Source organism: Niabella drilacis (assembly GCF_900101395.1).
Taxonomy (GTDB): domain Bacteria; phylum Bacteroidota; class Bacteroidia; order Chitinophagales; family Chitinophagaceae; genus Niabella; species Niabella drilacis.
Window position 1 is genome coordinate 196,514 of sequence record NZ_FMZO01000003.1, and the last position, 16,979, is coordinate 213,492.

Here is a 16,979-nt window from a genome sequence, read left to right on the forward strand (position 1 = left end):
CGGATATTGCATCCTTCCGCTTATTCAATGGATAATATACAGGAGCATCAAAAAAACAGTCATGCAGGAGTGCAGAAAGGGCGGTCAGTCCCTTAAAATTTCATCCCGTTTTAGAACGTATAACGGGCTGCGATTCCCACATCATGCCCGTGGAATGTATTGTAGGCATCCGGAGCCGTAATGTGAAGGGTAGGGCGGAAGTCAGCCGAAAGATTCAGGGGGATCTTTGCAAACTTGTAATCGACCCCTCCTGTTGGATAAATGCCTACACCAAAGCCGTCATAGCGGTCCAGCTTGGAGCTGGTATTAAAAAATACCATACCGCCTCCGATGAACCATTTCAACCCCGGAACCGGCCTGATAGGGAAATGGTGCTGGTAAGTGCCTGAAAAACTAACACTGGGGGCATTCTTTCGCTCGTTATAATACCAGTAACGCTGATCGCCGAAGCCCAGGTTCAGTTCGATGGCCCCGGGTCTGGAAACAAAGAATTTATAAGAAGCGGCAAAGGCTTCATATTCAGTATGGGTACTCACGCGGGCACCAATAGCCTGCCGGTAACCGGATTGTGCGTGTGTAACGGTTACGGCAGCAATGACCGCGGCCAGAATGCATATTTTTTTCATTTGTACGAGATTTAACAGGAACGAGTTATCAATAAACATACCAAAGCAGTTTATTGACGGCCTGTTTTTACAAAACGAAAAATCAGAGGTTGGGAATCAGTTCCCTGTATAAAGTGTCCAGTATATCCCTGCGGATGCTTAACCGGCTGAGACCCGGACTGTTGCGTGTGGGGTATACCCGGTTGGAGAGAAATATGTACACCATATTGTATTTGGGATCTACCCATACACAGGTGCCGGTAAATCCTGTATGACCATAGGTTTGCGGGGATGCGTATTTTGCGGGGTAAGGGTCGCTGCTGGTGGCATTATCTTTTTCGGGCTTGTCAAACCCATAACCTCTGCGGCTGATGGAACTGTGATAGCCAATAAAGTACTGGATGGTTTCCCATTTGAGAAAGCGCCGTCCGTTTAGTTCGCCGCCGTTCAGCAGCATCTGATAGAGTTTTCCCAGGTCGTAGGCATCAGAAAACAACCCCGCATGTCCGGCCACACCACCGCCCAGTGCAGCGCCTTCATCATGTACCGTGCCCTGTATAAGCTGGTTGCGAAAACCGGTTTCCTTTTCGGTGGGCATAATGCGGTCCAGCGGAAAACGCTCCAGCGGGTGGTAGCCGGTGGTGGTCATGTGCAACGGCTCGTAGAACGTTTTTTGCACATATACTTCCAGGGGCATTTTTGTAATGGCTTCTACTATTTTACCCAGGAACCAGAAATCATTATCGCTGTATACATATTTTTTGCCGGGCGGTACTACCGGGCTTTCCAGGATCGTTTTCCAGATGGTGTCCCTGTAGTCGTTCCGGATATATAGGTCCCGGGCTACCTGGGTGGTAAAGCCTTCCGTTGATGAGCTCCGGTACAGCTCCGGCCGCACGGTTCCATCGGGGTTTAGCGTTGCTTTATAAAAGGGGATAAAAGGGACCATTCCTGCCTGGTGCAGGATGATATCTTCCAGCGTAAGCTTTGCTTTATCGGTCTTTTTCGTCCAGGGAAGGTAATCGGCCAGTTTTTTTTTGAGATCGATCTTTCCTTCTTCATACAGCTTCATAACAGAGACGGTGGTGGCCGAAATTTTTGTAACGGAGGCCAGGTCAAAAATACTGTTAAGGGCCGTGGGGTGTGTGGGATCGTACTCGTAGTTCCCAAAGGCTTTGTGGTAAACGATCTGCCCGTCTTTGGCGGCTAAAACCACGCAGCCTGGATAGGCCTTTTTTTTAATGCCTTCCTCTGCGATGGAATCGATGGCTGCAAACCGTGCATCCCCGATGGGCTGCATATAGCTTACCTCGGTGCCTTTCTGGATAATGCCGGTCCCATATTTCCAGGTGCAAACAGTAACGGGTAAGGTGCCTGCCGCATTGAATCTGGAGGCCAGCCAGTCTGCCGCCACATCCTGGAAAACGGCATCGTCTTCATAGGCCGCCACCAGGGATTTAGCCATGCAAAAATTTCCTAACGAAAGGGGATTTCCGAAAACAAGGGTTACCGCATTGTTCTGGTTCAGGCGCTGCCAGTTCTGAAGGGCATTTTGCGAAATGCCGTAGTTGCTGCCGCCTTTGCGCAGTGCCACATCATGAAAGCCGAGGATCACCGCATCATATTTGCCCTCTAACACTTTTTTAACAACAGTACCTCCCTTTCCTACTGCATCCTTGTACCGGATATAATACACATCGGCATTAAAATCCTGCTTCAGCCGTTGCGCAAGCACCGTAGAGCCATCATTGTTAAATCCTATATAAGCGACCCGCTTACCGGTAAGCGGCCGTCCGAAGAACTCGTTCCTGAAACCATCGGGGTTAACCAGCTGTACTACAGTGAGGGCCTGGCGTGCTATTTTTTCACGTACCTCGTTGGTTGCAGCATTGAGGTCCTCTGTAAGGTTGCCGGTGCTTATGGGCGACAACTTGTTAAGACCCAATCGATATTTTGCCAGCAACACTTTTTTTACTTTCATTTCAATATCGTTCCAGCTCAGCCGTTTCTTTTTGATAGCCTCATTAACAGCCTTAATGGTACCGGGAACACTTTCGGGAAGGCAAAGCATATCATTGCCGGCTATCAGGGCTTCCACGGCAATAGTGCCCCCGGGAAAATATTTGGCAACGCCCTGCATTTCCAGTGCATCAGTAAAAGTAAGTCCTTTAAAACCGAGCTGATTCCGCAATAGACCGGTAACCGCGTTCTTTGAGATGGAGGTGGCCCGGTGCGGAGTATTATCAATAGAGGGAACAAACAGGTGTCCGACCATCACACTTTGCACCCCGGCTTTGATGAGTTCTTTAAAAGGATATAGTTCCAGTTCCTGCAGCTGGTCTACGGTCTTATTGATCACCGGGAGGTCCAGGTGCGAGTCTACTGCTACATCCCCGTGCCCCGGAAAATGTTTGGCGCTGGCCATGATGCCGGCATCCTGCATGCCCCGCATATAGGCCACACCCATACGGGCTACCTTATACTTGTCTTCCCCGAAAGAGCGGAACCCGATCACGGGGTTATTGGGATTGTTGTTGATGTCAACCACCGGCGCATAGTTCACATGTACTCCCAAACGCTTATGCTGCCGGCCAACGGCCAGTCCCATTTCATAAGCCAGCGCTGTATCGTTTACGGCACCTACGGTCATTTGATAGGGAAATTTGATCACACTGTCTAAACGCATGCCCAGCCCGTATTCACCGTCAATGGTGATCATAACGGGGGTTTTGGCCAGCTGCTGGTAATAGTTGGTAAGGTTTGCCTGCCGGATGGGACCACCCTGGAAAAAACAAAGTGCTCCAACATTGTAGTTTTTAACATCATTGGCTACCGCAGCCACATGATCGGCTCCCTTATTGGAATGGGCTCTTACAATGATCAGCTGGGCAATGCGCTGGTCTTTGCTGAGGCTTTTATAAACGCTGTCTACCCATTTGTCTGCAGGAAGATTGCTGTTGTATTGGGCGTTGATAGATTGGCATGTGAAAAGGATCAGGATCCATAATGCATACAATCTTTTATTTTTCATGCGTTGCTATTTTTCAGTTACAGATGGTTGCAAATTTAGGATAATTGGGCATGCAAAGGGGGAAATTTGAAGCTGGGACTGTATTTGCGGGTTTTTGCGGGGCGCCTGTCCGTAAGAATTGCTTATTGTACATGCAGTAATTTTTGCCCGAAGATCAGGCCTCCCCCGGCGGTTATTCCCTGAACGGTGATCAGGTAGGAACCCTTCAGGTCGGCCGTAAAAAAGGAAAACTCCAGTTTCCCGGCCGCGTCTGTATACAACAGCGGCTTCCAGTAAATGGTACTCATCATTTCTTCTGTGTCCTGTTTCAGAAGGGTGCTGTCCATACCATAGAATTCGCGGGCCTGGTAAATCAGATAATCCGTATTGATAACGGGGCCGTCTTTACAGCCGTTGTATACAACATTAAGGTTGATGCCGTTTGCATTGGTAGGGTAGGTGTTCCCGACTACCGGCTTTTTAAAGGGATAAGGGTGGTTGATGCAGTTCAGAATGCCGTACTGACAAACATAGTCGCCACATTCATTACTGCCCTCGGCCTGAAATTTATTCCGGGAATTTACAACGACCGTTTCCAGGGTCTTGCCTGTTTCCTGTTTATTCATATCCTCCAGAAGGTCGTCGTGTTCTGATTGGCTCTTAATGACAGGGAAACCAAAATCCCGGTTGCGGGCTGCGTCAGCGGTGATCTTCACCAGACTATCGGTAATCTGGTACTGGAAGTCGTCTTTGTTTTCGCCCGTTACCTTTATAAATAGTTTCCTTCCGTCTTTGACCAGCAGATCGCGTTCGTTCAGCAGGAAAACACCTTCCGCATCGGCATCGCCCAAACCCAGTTTGCCGTCCTTGATGAGTACCAGCTGCTCCGGTTTTTTTACTTTTTTTTCAAACCGGGAGAGCCGGCCCTTTACTTCGGTCCTTACAATTTTTGCCGTATCCCTGCCGGTGTTTTGCAGCTGCTGCCATTTATAACGCCGCCAGCCTTTCAGCAAAAGCATTTCTTCCAGCAAGGGCTTATTCTCCATCAGCCGCCCTTGTTGATTATAAAGGGAAATATCATCCAGTTCGTTCTCTAAATAGTAAACGCTTTCAAGATCTTTTCGCATGCCGGCGGCGATCCTGTTTACGGCCACACAGCTGACCGTTACCGCGGAGGGCACCGGTTGATTGCCGGGACCGGTGATCTGCAGCCTGGCATGCACACTGTCACGGGTGCTGAAGCGCTCTTTGTTAAGGAACAGGTCTGCTTTGTTTTTCTGATCGTACCGGGCAAAGATCAGCCGTTCCGCCAGCGGACGGGCTTTATCATCGAGTATTGTGATGGAATAAATGCCCCTCATTTCTTTTATCGGGATCAGGATATTGGAAACGTTTTTTATTGCAATTTCCGGGGTGCCAATGACAATGGCGGCATTGTGCATAGTAATGGAGATATTGCGCGGCATATTGCTTTGTACTTCCATTTGTATAGAATCATTGACCACGGCGGCGGGTATTTTTATAACGACACCATCATTCAATATACCGGGGAGATCAAAAGTATCGGTTTTGTTTTTCCAGGAGGCTTGCAGGGAATAGTGGGAGCCCTTTTTGGGCCGGAGGATAAAATCGCCTTTTCCATCAGCGTTGATGAACACGGGCCGGAGCGGATTCCCATCCTGCAGGAGCGTGGAAGAAACGGGTACCGGACTGCCGGCAGCCCGGGCTTCGCATACCACGCGGCTTTCCAGGCCATATACCAGGTCGCCCCCTTCCGGATAGAATCGGATAGAAAGCGTGTCCTCGCTTTTTTGCGTTGCCGGCAGCTTTATATTTGCCGCGTATTCTTCAGCATTAAAATGAGTGGTGGTGTACAGCGTATTATTTCCCGGGCGGATCCCTTTTTTATCAATGTAGATCATGCCCTTGCCTAATTTGTTTAATTCGATGCGTTTCGGTTTTTGTCCGTTCAGCCGGTAGGTGAATTTTGCACCCGGCATCAGCTGTTTATAAACGGTGGGAATTAAGGCAATGCTTACGCCGATTTTGTCTCCTGTATTCAAACTGTCGGATAATGTAAGTGCCGTAGTATAGTTCAGTGCTAAGTTGGTCTTAACAGAAACCGGCAGGCTGTATTCCCCTATGGGCTTGTTGTGGTGCAGCAGGTTCGTACTGAAAATAACATGATGCGCACCGGGCAGGGTACTGTCAGGAACCAGGAAGTTGCCGCTTGAAAATTCGTTTTGGATGGGGAATTTCTTTTGCAGCAGCACCTTATTGGTTACATCGTCTACCCAGGTGGCGATCAGCACTGAAGCCGTATCTTTTATAAGCCCGGGATTTGAAAAAATATAGCTGGCAAACCAAAGCATTTCATTTTTGGCATATACATTCTTGTCCGTAACAACAACCAGTGTCTGGCGGGGATTTCCGGTATTGCAGGCATCCAGCTTGTTTTGAAGTAATGCCGCAACATCCGGTGGTGCCTGGGCGGATGCATTCAGGACCGGAAGTAAAAGAAAAAGCAGTATCGTGGCAAAACGGAGCATACCACAATATAAAAAACTATTCCGTATACTTATACCCCACCCCTCTTACCGAATGAAAAAATTTGGGATTGCGGCTGTCCTTTTCAAAATATTTTCTGAAATTAAGGATGAAATTGTCGATCGTGCGGGTGGTAGGATAAACATTATAACCCCATACTGCCTGCAGGATCTTTTCACGGGGTACTACCTCGTTCTTATTTTCGATAAGAAGTTTTAAGAGCATGGCTTCCTTCTTGCTCAGCTGGATCTTGCCGGCATATTTGGTCAAAGCTTCCTGGGCTTTAAAGTCAATGATATTATCGCCAAAGGTATAGGAGTTCCCGACAGTGCTTTTATCCTGCAGTTTCTGGTTTTTGTTGATGAGTTTTTGTATCCGGAGCAATAGTTCTTCCAGGTTAAAGGGTTTGGTGAGATAGTCATCCGCTCCTTTTTTCAGGCCCAGTACTTTGTCGTTACTGGTATTCTTGGCGCTCAGCATCAGGATCGGCACTTCATTGTTGCCCAGGCGAATGGTTTCCGCAACGGCAATCCCGTCCATTTCCGGCAGCATAATGTCTAATATGACCAGGTCGAAATATTCATTCTTTATCGCTTCTATTGCCTGCACCCCGTCAAAAGCCGAAGTGACCGCATAACCCTCCAGTTCAAGATTTAGTTTTAATGCTTCGTGAAGATTTTCTTCGTCTTCTACCAGTAATATAGTAGCCGTTTTGTCTCCGTTCATAGTTTGTTGTCTTTTATCGAACTACTAAGTGTGAAATTTAACCGCAAAAGTACTTCCGTTCGGGTCATGATTTGTCACTGAAATGTCTGCATTGTGATCTTTGGCGATTTTATCACATAAGTAAAGTCCCAGTCCGGTGCCCTGCTTTTTACGGGTGGCTTCGTTGCCGATGCGATAAAACTTCGTAAAGATCTTCTTCTTTTCATCATCGGGAATGCCTGGTCCTTCGTCGGTTACGGAAACAACAACCTGTTGCGGCTGTTTGTTCAGACGGATCGAAATGGAGCCTTCTTTGGGGCTGTATTTTAGTGCATTTTCTATAAGGTTATTGATCAGTATCTGTAGCAGCAGGGGGTCTCCTTTTATGTCGGCCTCTGGCTCGATCCACGCTTCAAAGTGACGATCCTGGAACCGTTTTTCGAATTCAGCAACGCGATCGGTAAGCAGGTTGGAGAGGTTCAGCTCCTCTTTATTGATCTTGGAGCCCTGGCCTTCCAGCTGTGCGGATACCAGTATATTGCTGGTAAGGAAATGAAGCCGTGCTGTTTCTTCAAGTGTCATTGCGATCAGTTTCCGCCGCTTTCCTTCATCCAGGTTGTGTTTTAACAGGGTCTCCAGGTTAAGGGTTGCTACTGCAATAGGGGTTTTTAACTCATGGGTCACCGCCATGGTAAAGTTCTGCTGCTGTTGCTGCAACCGGGTCTGCTGGGTAATATACCGGTAAATAAACAGCGCGCCTACAAGGATCAGCCCGAGGAACACGATCCCTTCGCCGGCATATTTTACACGGTTTCTCCGGTACTCATCCTTAATGCGGAAGAACTGGTCTTTGTAGCGGGTGGTGGTAGTGTCCGGAACGGCAACTTTCAGGTGTTCAATCTTTGACCGGTGAAGCCGGTTGTTCTGCTGTTCCAGCGAAATGAACCACCATACCAGCGCTGCCAGTATATAAACGACCAGCAAATAAAAAATAACCGTTGCTTTTTTTGAATGCCGCTTCCGCTTTCGTTCCATATTACGGTTGCTTTTCTGTGATTTTTTGAAGGCCGATACCCGCATTCAGGATAAAAGGCAGGGGATCGTCTTTCATGAGCTGACTGATGGAAAACCGGTACCGGTTCTTTTTTAGTGCAACACGGGTATGTAAACGGATCCGGTGGTCGTACAGATCGTCAATAGTATTGCCCGCCCATTTTCCGGAGGCCGTTACAAGCGATGCATTTACTTTAAAGGAAGCCAAAGTATGGCTGGCTGTATCCTGGATGGCGACCCTTGCAACAAGATTGTTATACCGGTACTGCTGCGTGTGCCGTACCAGCAGGTATAACTCGTAAGTGGCGGTATCTGTTATATCCATTTCCACTACCGCCGGTGTTTTTTTGCTCCACTCATGCCGGGGAATATCGGCAACCCGCTCCGTTACCTCAATATGCCGGCAGGACAAAACGATGCTGACCAAAATCAAAAGTAAAACATAAACGAACCGATTCATCTGGGCACATTTTTGCAAATGTACTATTAATACGGTTCATACATTGCCGCCGGAACGCGGAAGAGGAAATTAGACCCGGCCCCCGGGGCGCAGGAAGGCTTCAGGCACGAAGGAACGTTAAAGAAATGGATAAGAGCGGCTACAGGACATTCAGCACCTGTTCCTTTGCTTTTTCCAGCTCATCTTTCATCATTACCACCAGTTTCTGAATAGAAGCATGATAAGCCTTTGAACCGGTGGTATTGATCTCCCTTCCTACCTCCTGGAGGATAAAGGAAAGTTTTTTTCCCTTACTATCGGCTTCTTCCCGGGCGGTTTGCTTAAAGTATTCGCAGTGGTTTTTAAGCCGCACCAGTTCTTCGGTAATATCAATTTTTTCGATATAATAGATCAGTTCCTGTTCGAGACGGTTCGTGTCAAAATTCTCCTTTCCTACTTTTTCTTCGAGCAACTTCACAATATTTTCCCGGATCATAGCTTTGCGGGAAGGATCGAGTTTCTCCACTTCGGTCTGAAGTTTTTCAATATTGCGGATGCGCCCGGTCAGTTCCTCTTCCAGGATACGGCCTTCATTAAGCCGGTGCTGGTTGAGGTCGGCAATGGCCTCTTTTAACAGGGCTGTAAAAGTAGCCGCATCTTCATCTGACAAAGTCTCACTGGTAGGCGTGATCACTTCCGGCAATTTGATCAGCGCGCTCAGGATATTGGACGCGTCGATATCCAGTTCCCGGGAAAGGGTAGCCAGCGAATGATAATAGGCTTTGGCAAGATCGGTATTGATGGTAACCGGTTTTGCATCTCCCGTATCCTTTAAACTGATGCTGCATTCCACACTGCCGCGGCTCAGTCCCTCCGCCAGTGTTTTGCGTATATTAAACTCCTGCGATTTCAGGAGCGCCGGCAATCTCAATGACAGGTCAAATTGTTTTCCGTTTAAAGATTTTATATCTACCAGGAAGGTTTTATTACCGATTGTTTTTTCTGCGCGGCCAAAGCCTGTCATTGATTTGAACATAAAGTGATTTTTGTAAAGATAAATATTCGTTGCATCTCTTCTGAAATAAAAAGAGGGGAGAAGGGCAGCGGAGCGGTACCGCGTATAAAAAAATCCCTCCGAAAAGAAGGGATTATTTTATAAAGATGGGTTAGTAAGTATGGGAAATAAAATTTCCCACCACAATATTAATTATTATTTTGTCGATATAAAAATTATTTACTACAAATTTTATTCACATTTTAAAATGGCTTGTGGATATGTAGGGCGCAGCTTACAGCAGATCCTGCCGGCTGCCAACACACCGTTAAGCAGATGCACCATCATAAGTGTATATAACGAATCGCTGAAATATTGATGGATACAGGGTTTCGCGGGATCCTCTTTTATATAAAAGGAGATGTGCCGGTTTTGAAAATTGCTTTCTTCAGTCGTTACGCGAAGCTTCAAAACAGCGTTGTTATCCCCGGATCTTTTTACAAAATGCTTCCCCGGAAATTAGGGAATGTGAAAAACTTTGATGTTTTGAACTTCAACAACCAGTTACGCCTACCTTTGAAAAAAAAGATATGCGATTTGAAAATCCTGTTCCGCTTTCAGAAATAGCTGCGCTTATTGAAGCAAGAGTTGTAGGCGATTCCACGGCTTTTGCTACAGGTATTAATGAGATCCACCAGGTAGAAAACGGCGATCTTGTTTTTGTAGATCATCCCAAATATTATGATACCAGCATTCATTCTGCGGCCAGCTTTATCATCATCAATGCGGAGCACGAAGTACCGGAGGGTAAAGCATTGCTGATTGTTGAGGAACCGTTTGAAGCCTACCTGAAGATCGTATCTTCTTTCCGCCCGTTTCAACCTTCGATGGATGCTGTTTCGGCTACGGCAAAAACAGGGGCCGGTACGGTTGTGATGCCCAATGTGTATTTGGGGAACTATGTTACCATCGGCGCCAACTGTGTTATTTATCCCAACGTAACGATCATGGATTATTGTACCATCGGCGACAATGTGATCATCCAGAGCGGCACGGTTATTGGCAGCGATGCATTTTATTATAACAAGAAAACCAACCGGCAGGCACATTATAAAAAGATGACCAGCTGCGGCACGGTGGTCATTGAAGCCGATGTTGAAATTGGTGCGGGTTGTACCATCGACCGGGGGGTTACCGGCGTTACCCGGATCGGTGCCGGAACCAAAATGGACAACCTGGTGCACATCGGGCATGATACCCTGGTGGGCAAAAACTGTTTGTTTGCTGCCCAGGTGGGGATCGCCGGGGCATCTGTGATCGAGGATGAGGTGATCTTATGGGGACAGGTAGGCGTAAGCAAAACGCTCACCATCGGCAGGGGGGCAGTGATCAACGCGCAAAGCGGAGTGCGCTCTTCCCTGAAAGGAGGAGCGTCTTATTTTGGAAGCCCCGCCGTTCCCGCCCGGGAAAAGATGAAGGAGCTGGTTTGGATAAAACGGATCCCCCAGATATGGGAACGGTTAAACAAAAGCTAATCATTCTGTTAGCAAAAAAGAACCGGAATCTTTTTAAACCAGCGTTCTGCTTCGTACCTTGCGGCCATGCAGGACTATTTAGTTGGATTGAATGAACGGCAGAAAGAAGCCGTATTACATATTGATGGCCCATTGATGATTATTGCGGGGGCGGGAAGCGGAAAAACCAAAGTGCTCACCACACGTATTGCTCACCTGATGGCAAAGGGCGTTGATGCCTTTAACATACTGGCGCTAACCTTCACCAATAAGGCCGCCCGGGAAATGAAGGAGCGTATTGAGCGGATACTCGGGAACAATGAAGCCCGGAATTTATACATCGGAACTTTTCACAGCGTTTTTGCAAGGATCCTCCGTTCGGAGGCGCACCGCCTGGGATATCCTAACAGTTTTACGATCTATGATACGGATGATGCCAAAAGTGTGGTGAAGACGGTGATCAATGAAATGCACCTGGATGATAAATTGTATAAGCCGGCAACGGTTTATAACCGGATCTCCTCGGCAAAGAACTCGCTGGTAAGCCCCATGGATTACGCAACCGATTATCATATACAGCAGGAAGATCTGCGTGCCAACCGGCCGGCTATCGCAAAGATCTACGATGCCTACTGCAAGCGGTGTTTTAAGAACGGTGCCATGGATTTTGACGATCTGCTGCTGAAGTTCTACGAGCTGTTAAGAAGTTTTCCGGAAGTGCTGAGCAAGTACCAGCATAAATTCCGGTATATCATGATTGATGAGTACCAGGATACAAACCCCGCCCAGTACGAGATTGTAAAATTACTGGGTGCCATGCACGAGAATGTTTGCGTGGTGGGGGATGATGCCCAGAGTATTTATAGTTTCCGCGGAGCTACCATCCAGAACATCCTGCAATTTCAAAAGGACTATGATGATGTTAAAGTGGTGAAGCTGGAACAAAATTACAGGAGTACACAAACCATTATTCACGCGGCCAATGAAGTGATCCGCAATAATAAAGCGCAGATCCCCAAGGTATTGTTTACTGAGAATGTCAGCGGCGAAAAGATCCGGATCGTCCGTACGATGACGGATAATGATGAAGGCAAGTTTGTGGCCGATACGATCCAGGAGCAAAAGCTGCGTAATCATTTTTCAAACAGGGACTTTGCCATTTTATACCGGACCAATGCCCAGAGCCGGGCATTTGAGGAATCGCTGCGCCGCATGAGTATTCCCTATACGATGTACGGCGGCATCAGCTTTTACCAGCGCAAAGAGATCAAGGACTTTGTGGCCTATCTGCGGCTGATCGTGAACAGCCGGGATGAAGAAGCCCTGAAGCGGATCATCAATTACCCGGTAAGAGGCATCGGAAAAACTACTATTGACAAAGTGTTGCTGCTGGCCAATACACATCAGCTTACTATGTGGGAGGTGCTGGAACGGGCCGACCAGATGGGATTCCGGGCCGGGACCCTCAGCGTGATCCAGGAGTTTGTAACGATGATCAGGAGCTTTTCAAGCATGCTGCAGAAGCAGAACGCCTATGATGTAGCCTTCCATGTAGGAAAGCAAACGAACCTGGTGAAGGAGCTTTTTAACGATAAAAGTACAGAAGGACTGCAACGTTATGAAAACATCCAGGAATTACTGAACTCCATCAAAGAATGGGTGGAAAGCCCCGATAATGATGAGGGAGAGGTTATTGATAAGAGCCTGGGCGCTTACCTGCAACAGATCACCTTGCTGACAGATGCAGACAACAAGGACCCGGATGCGGATACCGTTAAACTGATGACGATTCACGCTGCCAAAGGCCTGGAATTCTCCTGCGTGTTTGCAGCCGGCCTGGAAGAGCAGTTGTTTCCCAATGCCATGGCCATTAATACAAGGGAAGAGCTGGAAGAGGAGCGGAGGCTGTTTTATGTGGTGGTAACCCGTGCCAAGGATAAGTTATGGATCACCTATGCAAACACCCGCTATAAATTCGGTTCACTGGTACAAAATGAACCCAGCCGTTTTATTGAAGAGTTGCCCCAGGATCATATTGACAATACCTATGCGGGCGGAGGTACCAGAATGCAGAGCTCCTTTGGCTATGGAAGTACCGGTTCTGCCTATGAGCGTATGAGCGGCGGCTGGGGCAACGGCGGAAAGAACGCTGCAGCCGCAGAGAAAAGATATGGCCCGCCACCGACCAAGAAAACCACCCCGGAATACCTGGGGCCCAAACCGGAGGCCAAGAAGGTTGTTGAACATACGCCATCCGCAGACTTTCAGGCCAGCGATATCAATGATATTGCAGTGGGCCAGAGAGTGGAACATCAGAAATTCGGATTTGGTGAAGTGCTGAAACTGGAAGGAAGCCAGCATAACAGGATGGCACAGATCCGGTTTGACGCCAACGGAGAAAAAAAGATCCTGCTGAATTACGCCCGTTTAAAAATTTTATCCTGATTTTTTTTATAATATTAAAAAAAAGTTCTATTCTTACTCCTTGATTATTAAGTAAATAAAATCAAACCGATAACATCCGTGTTTTAAAGCCGTAAAATTTGAAGATTATTTAAAATAATTGGAACAAGTTTTGCCCTCATTAAAACATTAACATTTAGTGAACATTCCACCGGAATGGACATGGATGTGGTTGAATCAAGTATTCGGATAATAGTCATGGATAATGAGCGGGTTATATCATTTGATGATCACGGCTGTTACTTTTTAACACTGGAAACCGTTGACCTTACTGATATCTTTATCAGGCCGGTGTACAAACAGATCATTGTGCACACACTGAATCATTATATCAGCAGCAAAGGGTTGATCGTGTATGGGTGGTGCCTGATGCCCAATAAACTGCACCTTATCTGCCAGGTGCAAAAAAATGTATCCTTTAAGGAGCTCAGAAAAGCCTTTAAGCAATTTACTACGGAAAAGATAATAGAAGCCGTTTATAACGAGCCGGAAGAGCGGCGGCAATGGCTGATTGAGCATTTCCAGAAAAACTACGGTTTCCTGGGTGCGCAAAAAAAACTGGAGGTTTGGAAGCGGGTGAAAGAGATGCTTTCGATAGACCTGGCACGGCCGGAGATCATGGCAGAGCACCTGGAACTGTTGCACAATATACCTGTGCAGGAACGGATTGTCCGGTATGCATCTGATTTTATTTACAGCTCTGCTGCTGATTATGAAACAGGAGCAGGAGGATTGGTGAATATAACGCGGCTCAATGCTGTGGAGCTGGCGCTGGATGATATTGAGAACCGGAAAAGCGTATTTAAGACAAAATTTAACAGGCGGTAGAAAGATATCAGCCTTAATCAAATAATTTTGCCGGGTCCGTCTTTGGACCCGGTTTTTTATGGCAGTCAGGAAAAAACGAAGAAGGAAAAAGAAAAAAATAACTTATCAGTGGAGACTCATAGGGTCTTTGCTTGCCCTGGCTGTATTGATCGGCGTATGGTTTGTGCTGGACTGGAACGGGAAGTTTGAACTTGAAGTAAAGCGGTACCCCGAGTTTGGTATCGAGATCCCTGTTGCCTACTCCCTCCATGGTATTGACGTATCCCGTTATCAGAAAAAGATAGACTGGAAAGAAGTGAATGCCATGAAGATCGGAAATATAGGTATCGGTTTTGCCTTTATTAAGGCTACCGAAGGTGAAAAAGATCTGGATGTGCAGTTCCGGCGCAACTGGAAACAGGCCGCAAAGAACGGAGTGCCACGCGGGGCGTACCATTTTTTTATTCCTTCAAAGGATCCGGCAAAACAGGCGGTCAATTTTATCAGGAATGTTTCGTTGCTGCCGGGCGATCTTCCGCCGGTGCTGGACGTGGAGCAAACCAATAACCTTCCGGCGTCTGTGATCCAGGCCCGTTCCAAAATATGGCTGCAGCTTGTTGAGCAGCATTACGGCGTAAAGCCGGTGATCTATACCAACGCTGATTTTTATAATCAATACCTCGGAAAGACCTTTGATCATTATCCCTTATGGGTAGCGCACTATTATGAAAAACGGAAGCCGCGCATTAAGCGGGACTGGACCCTGTGGCAACATAATGATGCCGGGCATGTGAATGGGATCGACGCGAATGTGGACTTTAATGTTTTTAACGGCGATTCTGCCGCGTTCCGCTCATTTTTGATAAAATAGCATCTCGTTCGGGGCTGGCCGGATCACCGTTTGCAAACAGGGACCCTACAAAGGCTCATTCTTTTGGTTCCCTGCCGGCCAGGCAGAAGTGTACCGATAGCAACATACCTGCGCCCCCGATAGTTACCGGCCACATAACCGCAATGGTCTTTCAGCCTCTCTTACCGGGGGTGATGCGGCGCTTCAGGCAACCCTATTTTTTTGCATGCGCATTTACATATTGTGTTACCTGCGATATCTGCAGATCGTTGAGTTTTGCCTTTTTCACCATTGAGTTCAGGATCGGCTTCCACTCATCCTGTGTCCAGTCTGTCACATTTTTTGCTTTATGGCATTTGGTACATTTGATCTCGTAGATCGCTTTTCCGGCAACAAGCGGATTGCTGGAGTTAAAGTCGGCAGTGTCCGCCTTATTGCCGGCAACCGGTGCAATAGGTCTGTCTGGGATAGTAGGGGCTGCTTTACGGGTACAGCCAAAAATGATAACCATGGACGCAAAAATTAAACCTGCTGCTTTCTTCATATTTTCTGAAATGCTTTCTGCAATATTAACTATAAGCCATTAAAAAATAAAAAAACCTCCTGTTAAAAGGAGGTGCGGTATGAATAAAATTTTATCCTTTATTTTTTAGCATTGGCATACACATAGGCAGAAACCTGCTGGATCTCTTCCTTGCTCAGCTTTGCTTTTTTTGACATAGAAGCAAGGACCGGCCTTAAGTCTTCATAGGATTTGGATGCAACGGCTTTGTCTTTTGCCCCATGACACTTGGTACATTTTGTGGTAAAGATCGTATGACCGGCATCGATGGTAGCCTGGTCACTGCTAACACTGGCTGCCTCCGGAATGACAGCATCTGTAGAGGATGGAGATGCTTTGGGGGTACAGGCAACAGCTGCTGCCAGGGTGATGTATGCGCAAAGAATTATTTTTTTCATAAAACGATTGTTTCTATAAAAATAACAATAAATAAGCCAACTTACAATTCTATGACAATTATTTTTATATTTCATGAAGTGTATTTAAAATACCGGAAACCGGCATGCCCTGGAATGTATGTAAATACGATCCTGGGATCTGAACGGAAATGCAGAGCGGTCATGTTGCGAACGATCATTTTCCTGCGTTTTGAACAATAACCTAAAACCCGAACCCCGTTTATGTTATTATTTATGAAGAAACAACTGTTGACCTCTTGTCTGCTTGTTATTGCCAGTTGCTGTTTCAGCCAGGACCGGATTGTTACATTGGGAAAGGATACTATTGATGCCATCATTATAAAAAGCAGGCAGCATGCGGTTGTATATCGTTTGCCCGGCGACAGCAGCGGACACCGGTACCGGATGAGCAAACGGCAGGTCCGAAGCATTATTAAACAAACGGAAGCAGGGGACCCGCCCCTGAAATCGTTCAGGGAACGCGTTCATATAAGGATGCTGCGTCCTCCTTTTGAGGAAGGTAGCAACCTGCTGGCGGTTGGTCTTAAAAGATTTGGTATGAACGATGGAATTACAGCGGCCTATATAAGCTATGAAAGACGCTTCTTCTTTAACCGGCTCAGCGCTGTTATTGCCCCGCAGATCGCCCTGGGCGGGACCCTGGCCGGTGGTGCGGTTGGGGTCCGTTATACCCCGGCCCCGCATGCACGTGTCAATTTTTTTATCGGGAATGATCTGCTGATCTGGAGGGAGGATCAGCGGTACTACAACATGGAGCGCCTTCCGGATAAGACCTATATTACCCGCACTGTTACACAGAAGGTGAATCGCGGGGGGCTGCTGATCACTACGGGCTGTAAAATCAATACCGGTAAAAACTGGGTCATCATACCAGCAGTGGGCTGGGGCTTGCCGCTTTGGAAAGGTGCAGCAGCCGTTTGGAAGGATGGTTTGTCCTATCAGAGCGAGCGAATGCTGATGGAAACGGTTTGGCAGGCCCAGCTAGGAGTCGGCTACCGGTTTTAAGGAGGC

The 16,979-nt window shown here is 47.3% G+C and carries 14 protein-coding genes; 5 read left to right on the plus strand and 9 right to left on the minus strand.

All coding sequences use genetic code 11. The features are described from left to right. Positions 1–110 precede the first annotated feature (110 nt). From BLS44_RS07060 to BLS44_RS07090, 7 genes are all read right to left on the minus strand, one after another. Positions 111–626, minus strand: a complete 516-nt coding sequence (locus BLS44_RS07060; RefSeq protein WP_245729130.1) for a hypothetical protein — start codon at positions 624–626, stop codon at positions 111–113. 82 nt (positions 627–708) lie between these two features. Then, complete coding sequence (locus BLS44_RS07065) at positions 709–3,636, minus strand: serine hydrolase domain-containing protein (RefSeq protein WP_090389355.1); 2,928 nt, start codon at positions 3,634–3,636, stop codon at positions 709–711. Between the two features lie 122 nt (positions 3,637–3,758). After that, positions 3,759–6,164 (minus strand): hypothetical protein, encoded by a 2,406-nt coding sequence (locus BLS44_RS07070; RefSeq protein ID WP_090389356.1) that lies wholly within the window; start codon positions 6,162–6,164, stop codon positions 3,759–3,761. 16 nt (positions 6,165–6,180) lie between these two features. After that, the gene (locus BLS44_RS07075) at positions 6,181–6,888 is read right to left on the minus strand and encodes a response regulator transcription factor (RefSeq protein ID WP_090389357.1); all 708 of its coding nucleotides are present in this window, start codon (positions 6,886–6,888) and stop codon (positions 6,181–6,183) included. A gap of 24 nt (positions 6,889–6,912) precedes the next feature. Then, entirely contained in the window at positions 6,913–7,902 is a 990-nt protein-coding gene (locus BLS44_RS07080; protein WP_090389610.1) for a sensor histidine kinase, read from the minus strand. A 1-nt stretch (position 7,903) separates the two neighbouring features. Beyond that, positions 7,904–8,380 carry a gliding motility lipoprotein GldH gene (locus tag BLS44_RS07085; RefSeq protein WP_090389358.1) on the minus strand — a complete coding sequence of 159 codons (477 nt, stop codon included), beginning with the start codon at positions 8,378–8,380 and terminating at the stop codon, positions 7,904–7,906. 139 nt (positions 8,381–8,519) lie between these two features. After that, positions 8,520–9,395 (minus strand): YicC/YloC family endoribonuclease, encoded by an 876-nt coding sequence (locus BLS44_RS07090; RefSeq protein WP_176954342.1) that lies wholly within the window; start codon positions 9,393–9,395, stop codon positions 8,520–8,522. A 548-nt stretch (positions 9,396–9,943) separates the two neighbouring features. Between BLS44_RS07090 and BLS44_RS07105 the strand changes: the two genes are divergently transcribed. From BLS44_RS07105 to BLS44_RS07120, 4 genes are all read left to right on the plus strand, one after another. Next, complete coding sequence (locus tag BLS44_RS07105; protein ID WP_090389362.1) at positions 9,944–10,888, plus strand: UDP-3-O-(3-hydroxymyristoyl)glucosamine N-acyltransferase; 945 nt, start codon at positions 9,944–9,946, stop codon at positions 10,886–10,888. A gap of 66 nt (positions 10,889–10,954) precedes the next feature. Further along, positions 10,955–13,312 (plus strand): ATP-dependent helicase, encoded by a 2,358-nt coding sequence (locus BLS44_RS07110; RefSeq protein WP_090389363.1) that lies wholly within the window; start codon positions 10,955–10,957, stop codon positions 13,310–13,312. Between the two features lie 216 nt (positions 13,313–13,528). Beyond that, on the plus strand, positions 13,529–14,158 hold the full coding sequence (locus BLS44_RS07115; RefSeq protein ID WP_245729131.1) for a transposase: 630 nt from the start codon (positions 13,529–13,531) through the stop codon (positions 14,156–14,158). A gap of 58 nt (positions 14,159–14,216) precedes the next feature. Further along, positions 14,217–15,008 (plus strand): glycoside hydrolase family 25 protein, encoded by a 792-nt coding sequence (locus BLS44_RS07120; protein WP_176954343.1) that lies wholly within the window; start codon positions 14,217–14,219, stop codon positions 15,006–15,008. Positions 15,009–15,201: 193 nt separating this feature from the next. On the opposite strand, the gene BLS44_RS07125 is transcribed toward BLS44_RS07120, so the two are convergent. Together BLS44_RS07125 and BLS44_RS07130 are read right to left on the minus strand one after the other, a co-directional pair. Next, positions 15,202–15,531 (minus strand): hypothetical protein, encoded by a 330-nt coding sequence (locus BLS44_RS07125; RefSeq protein WP_090389365.1) that lies wholly within the window; start codon positions 15,529–15,531, stop codon positions 15,202–15,204. Positions 15,532–15,629: 98 nt separating this feature from the next. Continuing rightward, positions 15,630–15,947, minus strand: coding sequence for a c-type cytochrome (locus BLS44_RS07130; protein WP_090389366.1), 318 nt, complete (start codon positions 15,945–15,947; stop codon positions 15,630–15,632). Between the two features lie 234 nt (positions 15,948–16,181). Between BLS44_RS07130 and BLS44_RS07135 the strand changes: the two genes are divergently transcribed. Further along, positions 16,182–16,973: a hypothetical protein gene (locus tag BLS44_RS07135; protein WP_143019690.1), complete on the plus strand. Its 792-nt coding sequence runs from the start codon at positions 16,182–16,184 to the stop codon at positions 16,971–16,973. Positions 16,974–16,979: the final 6 nt, after the last annotated feature.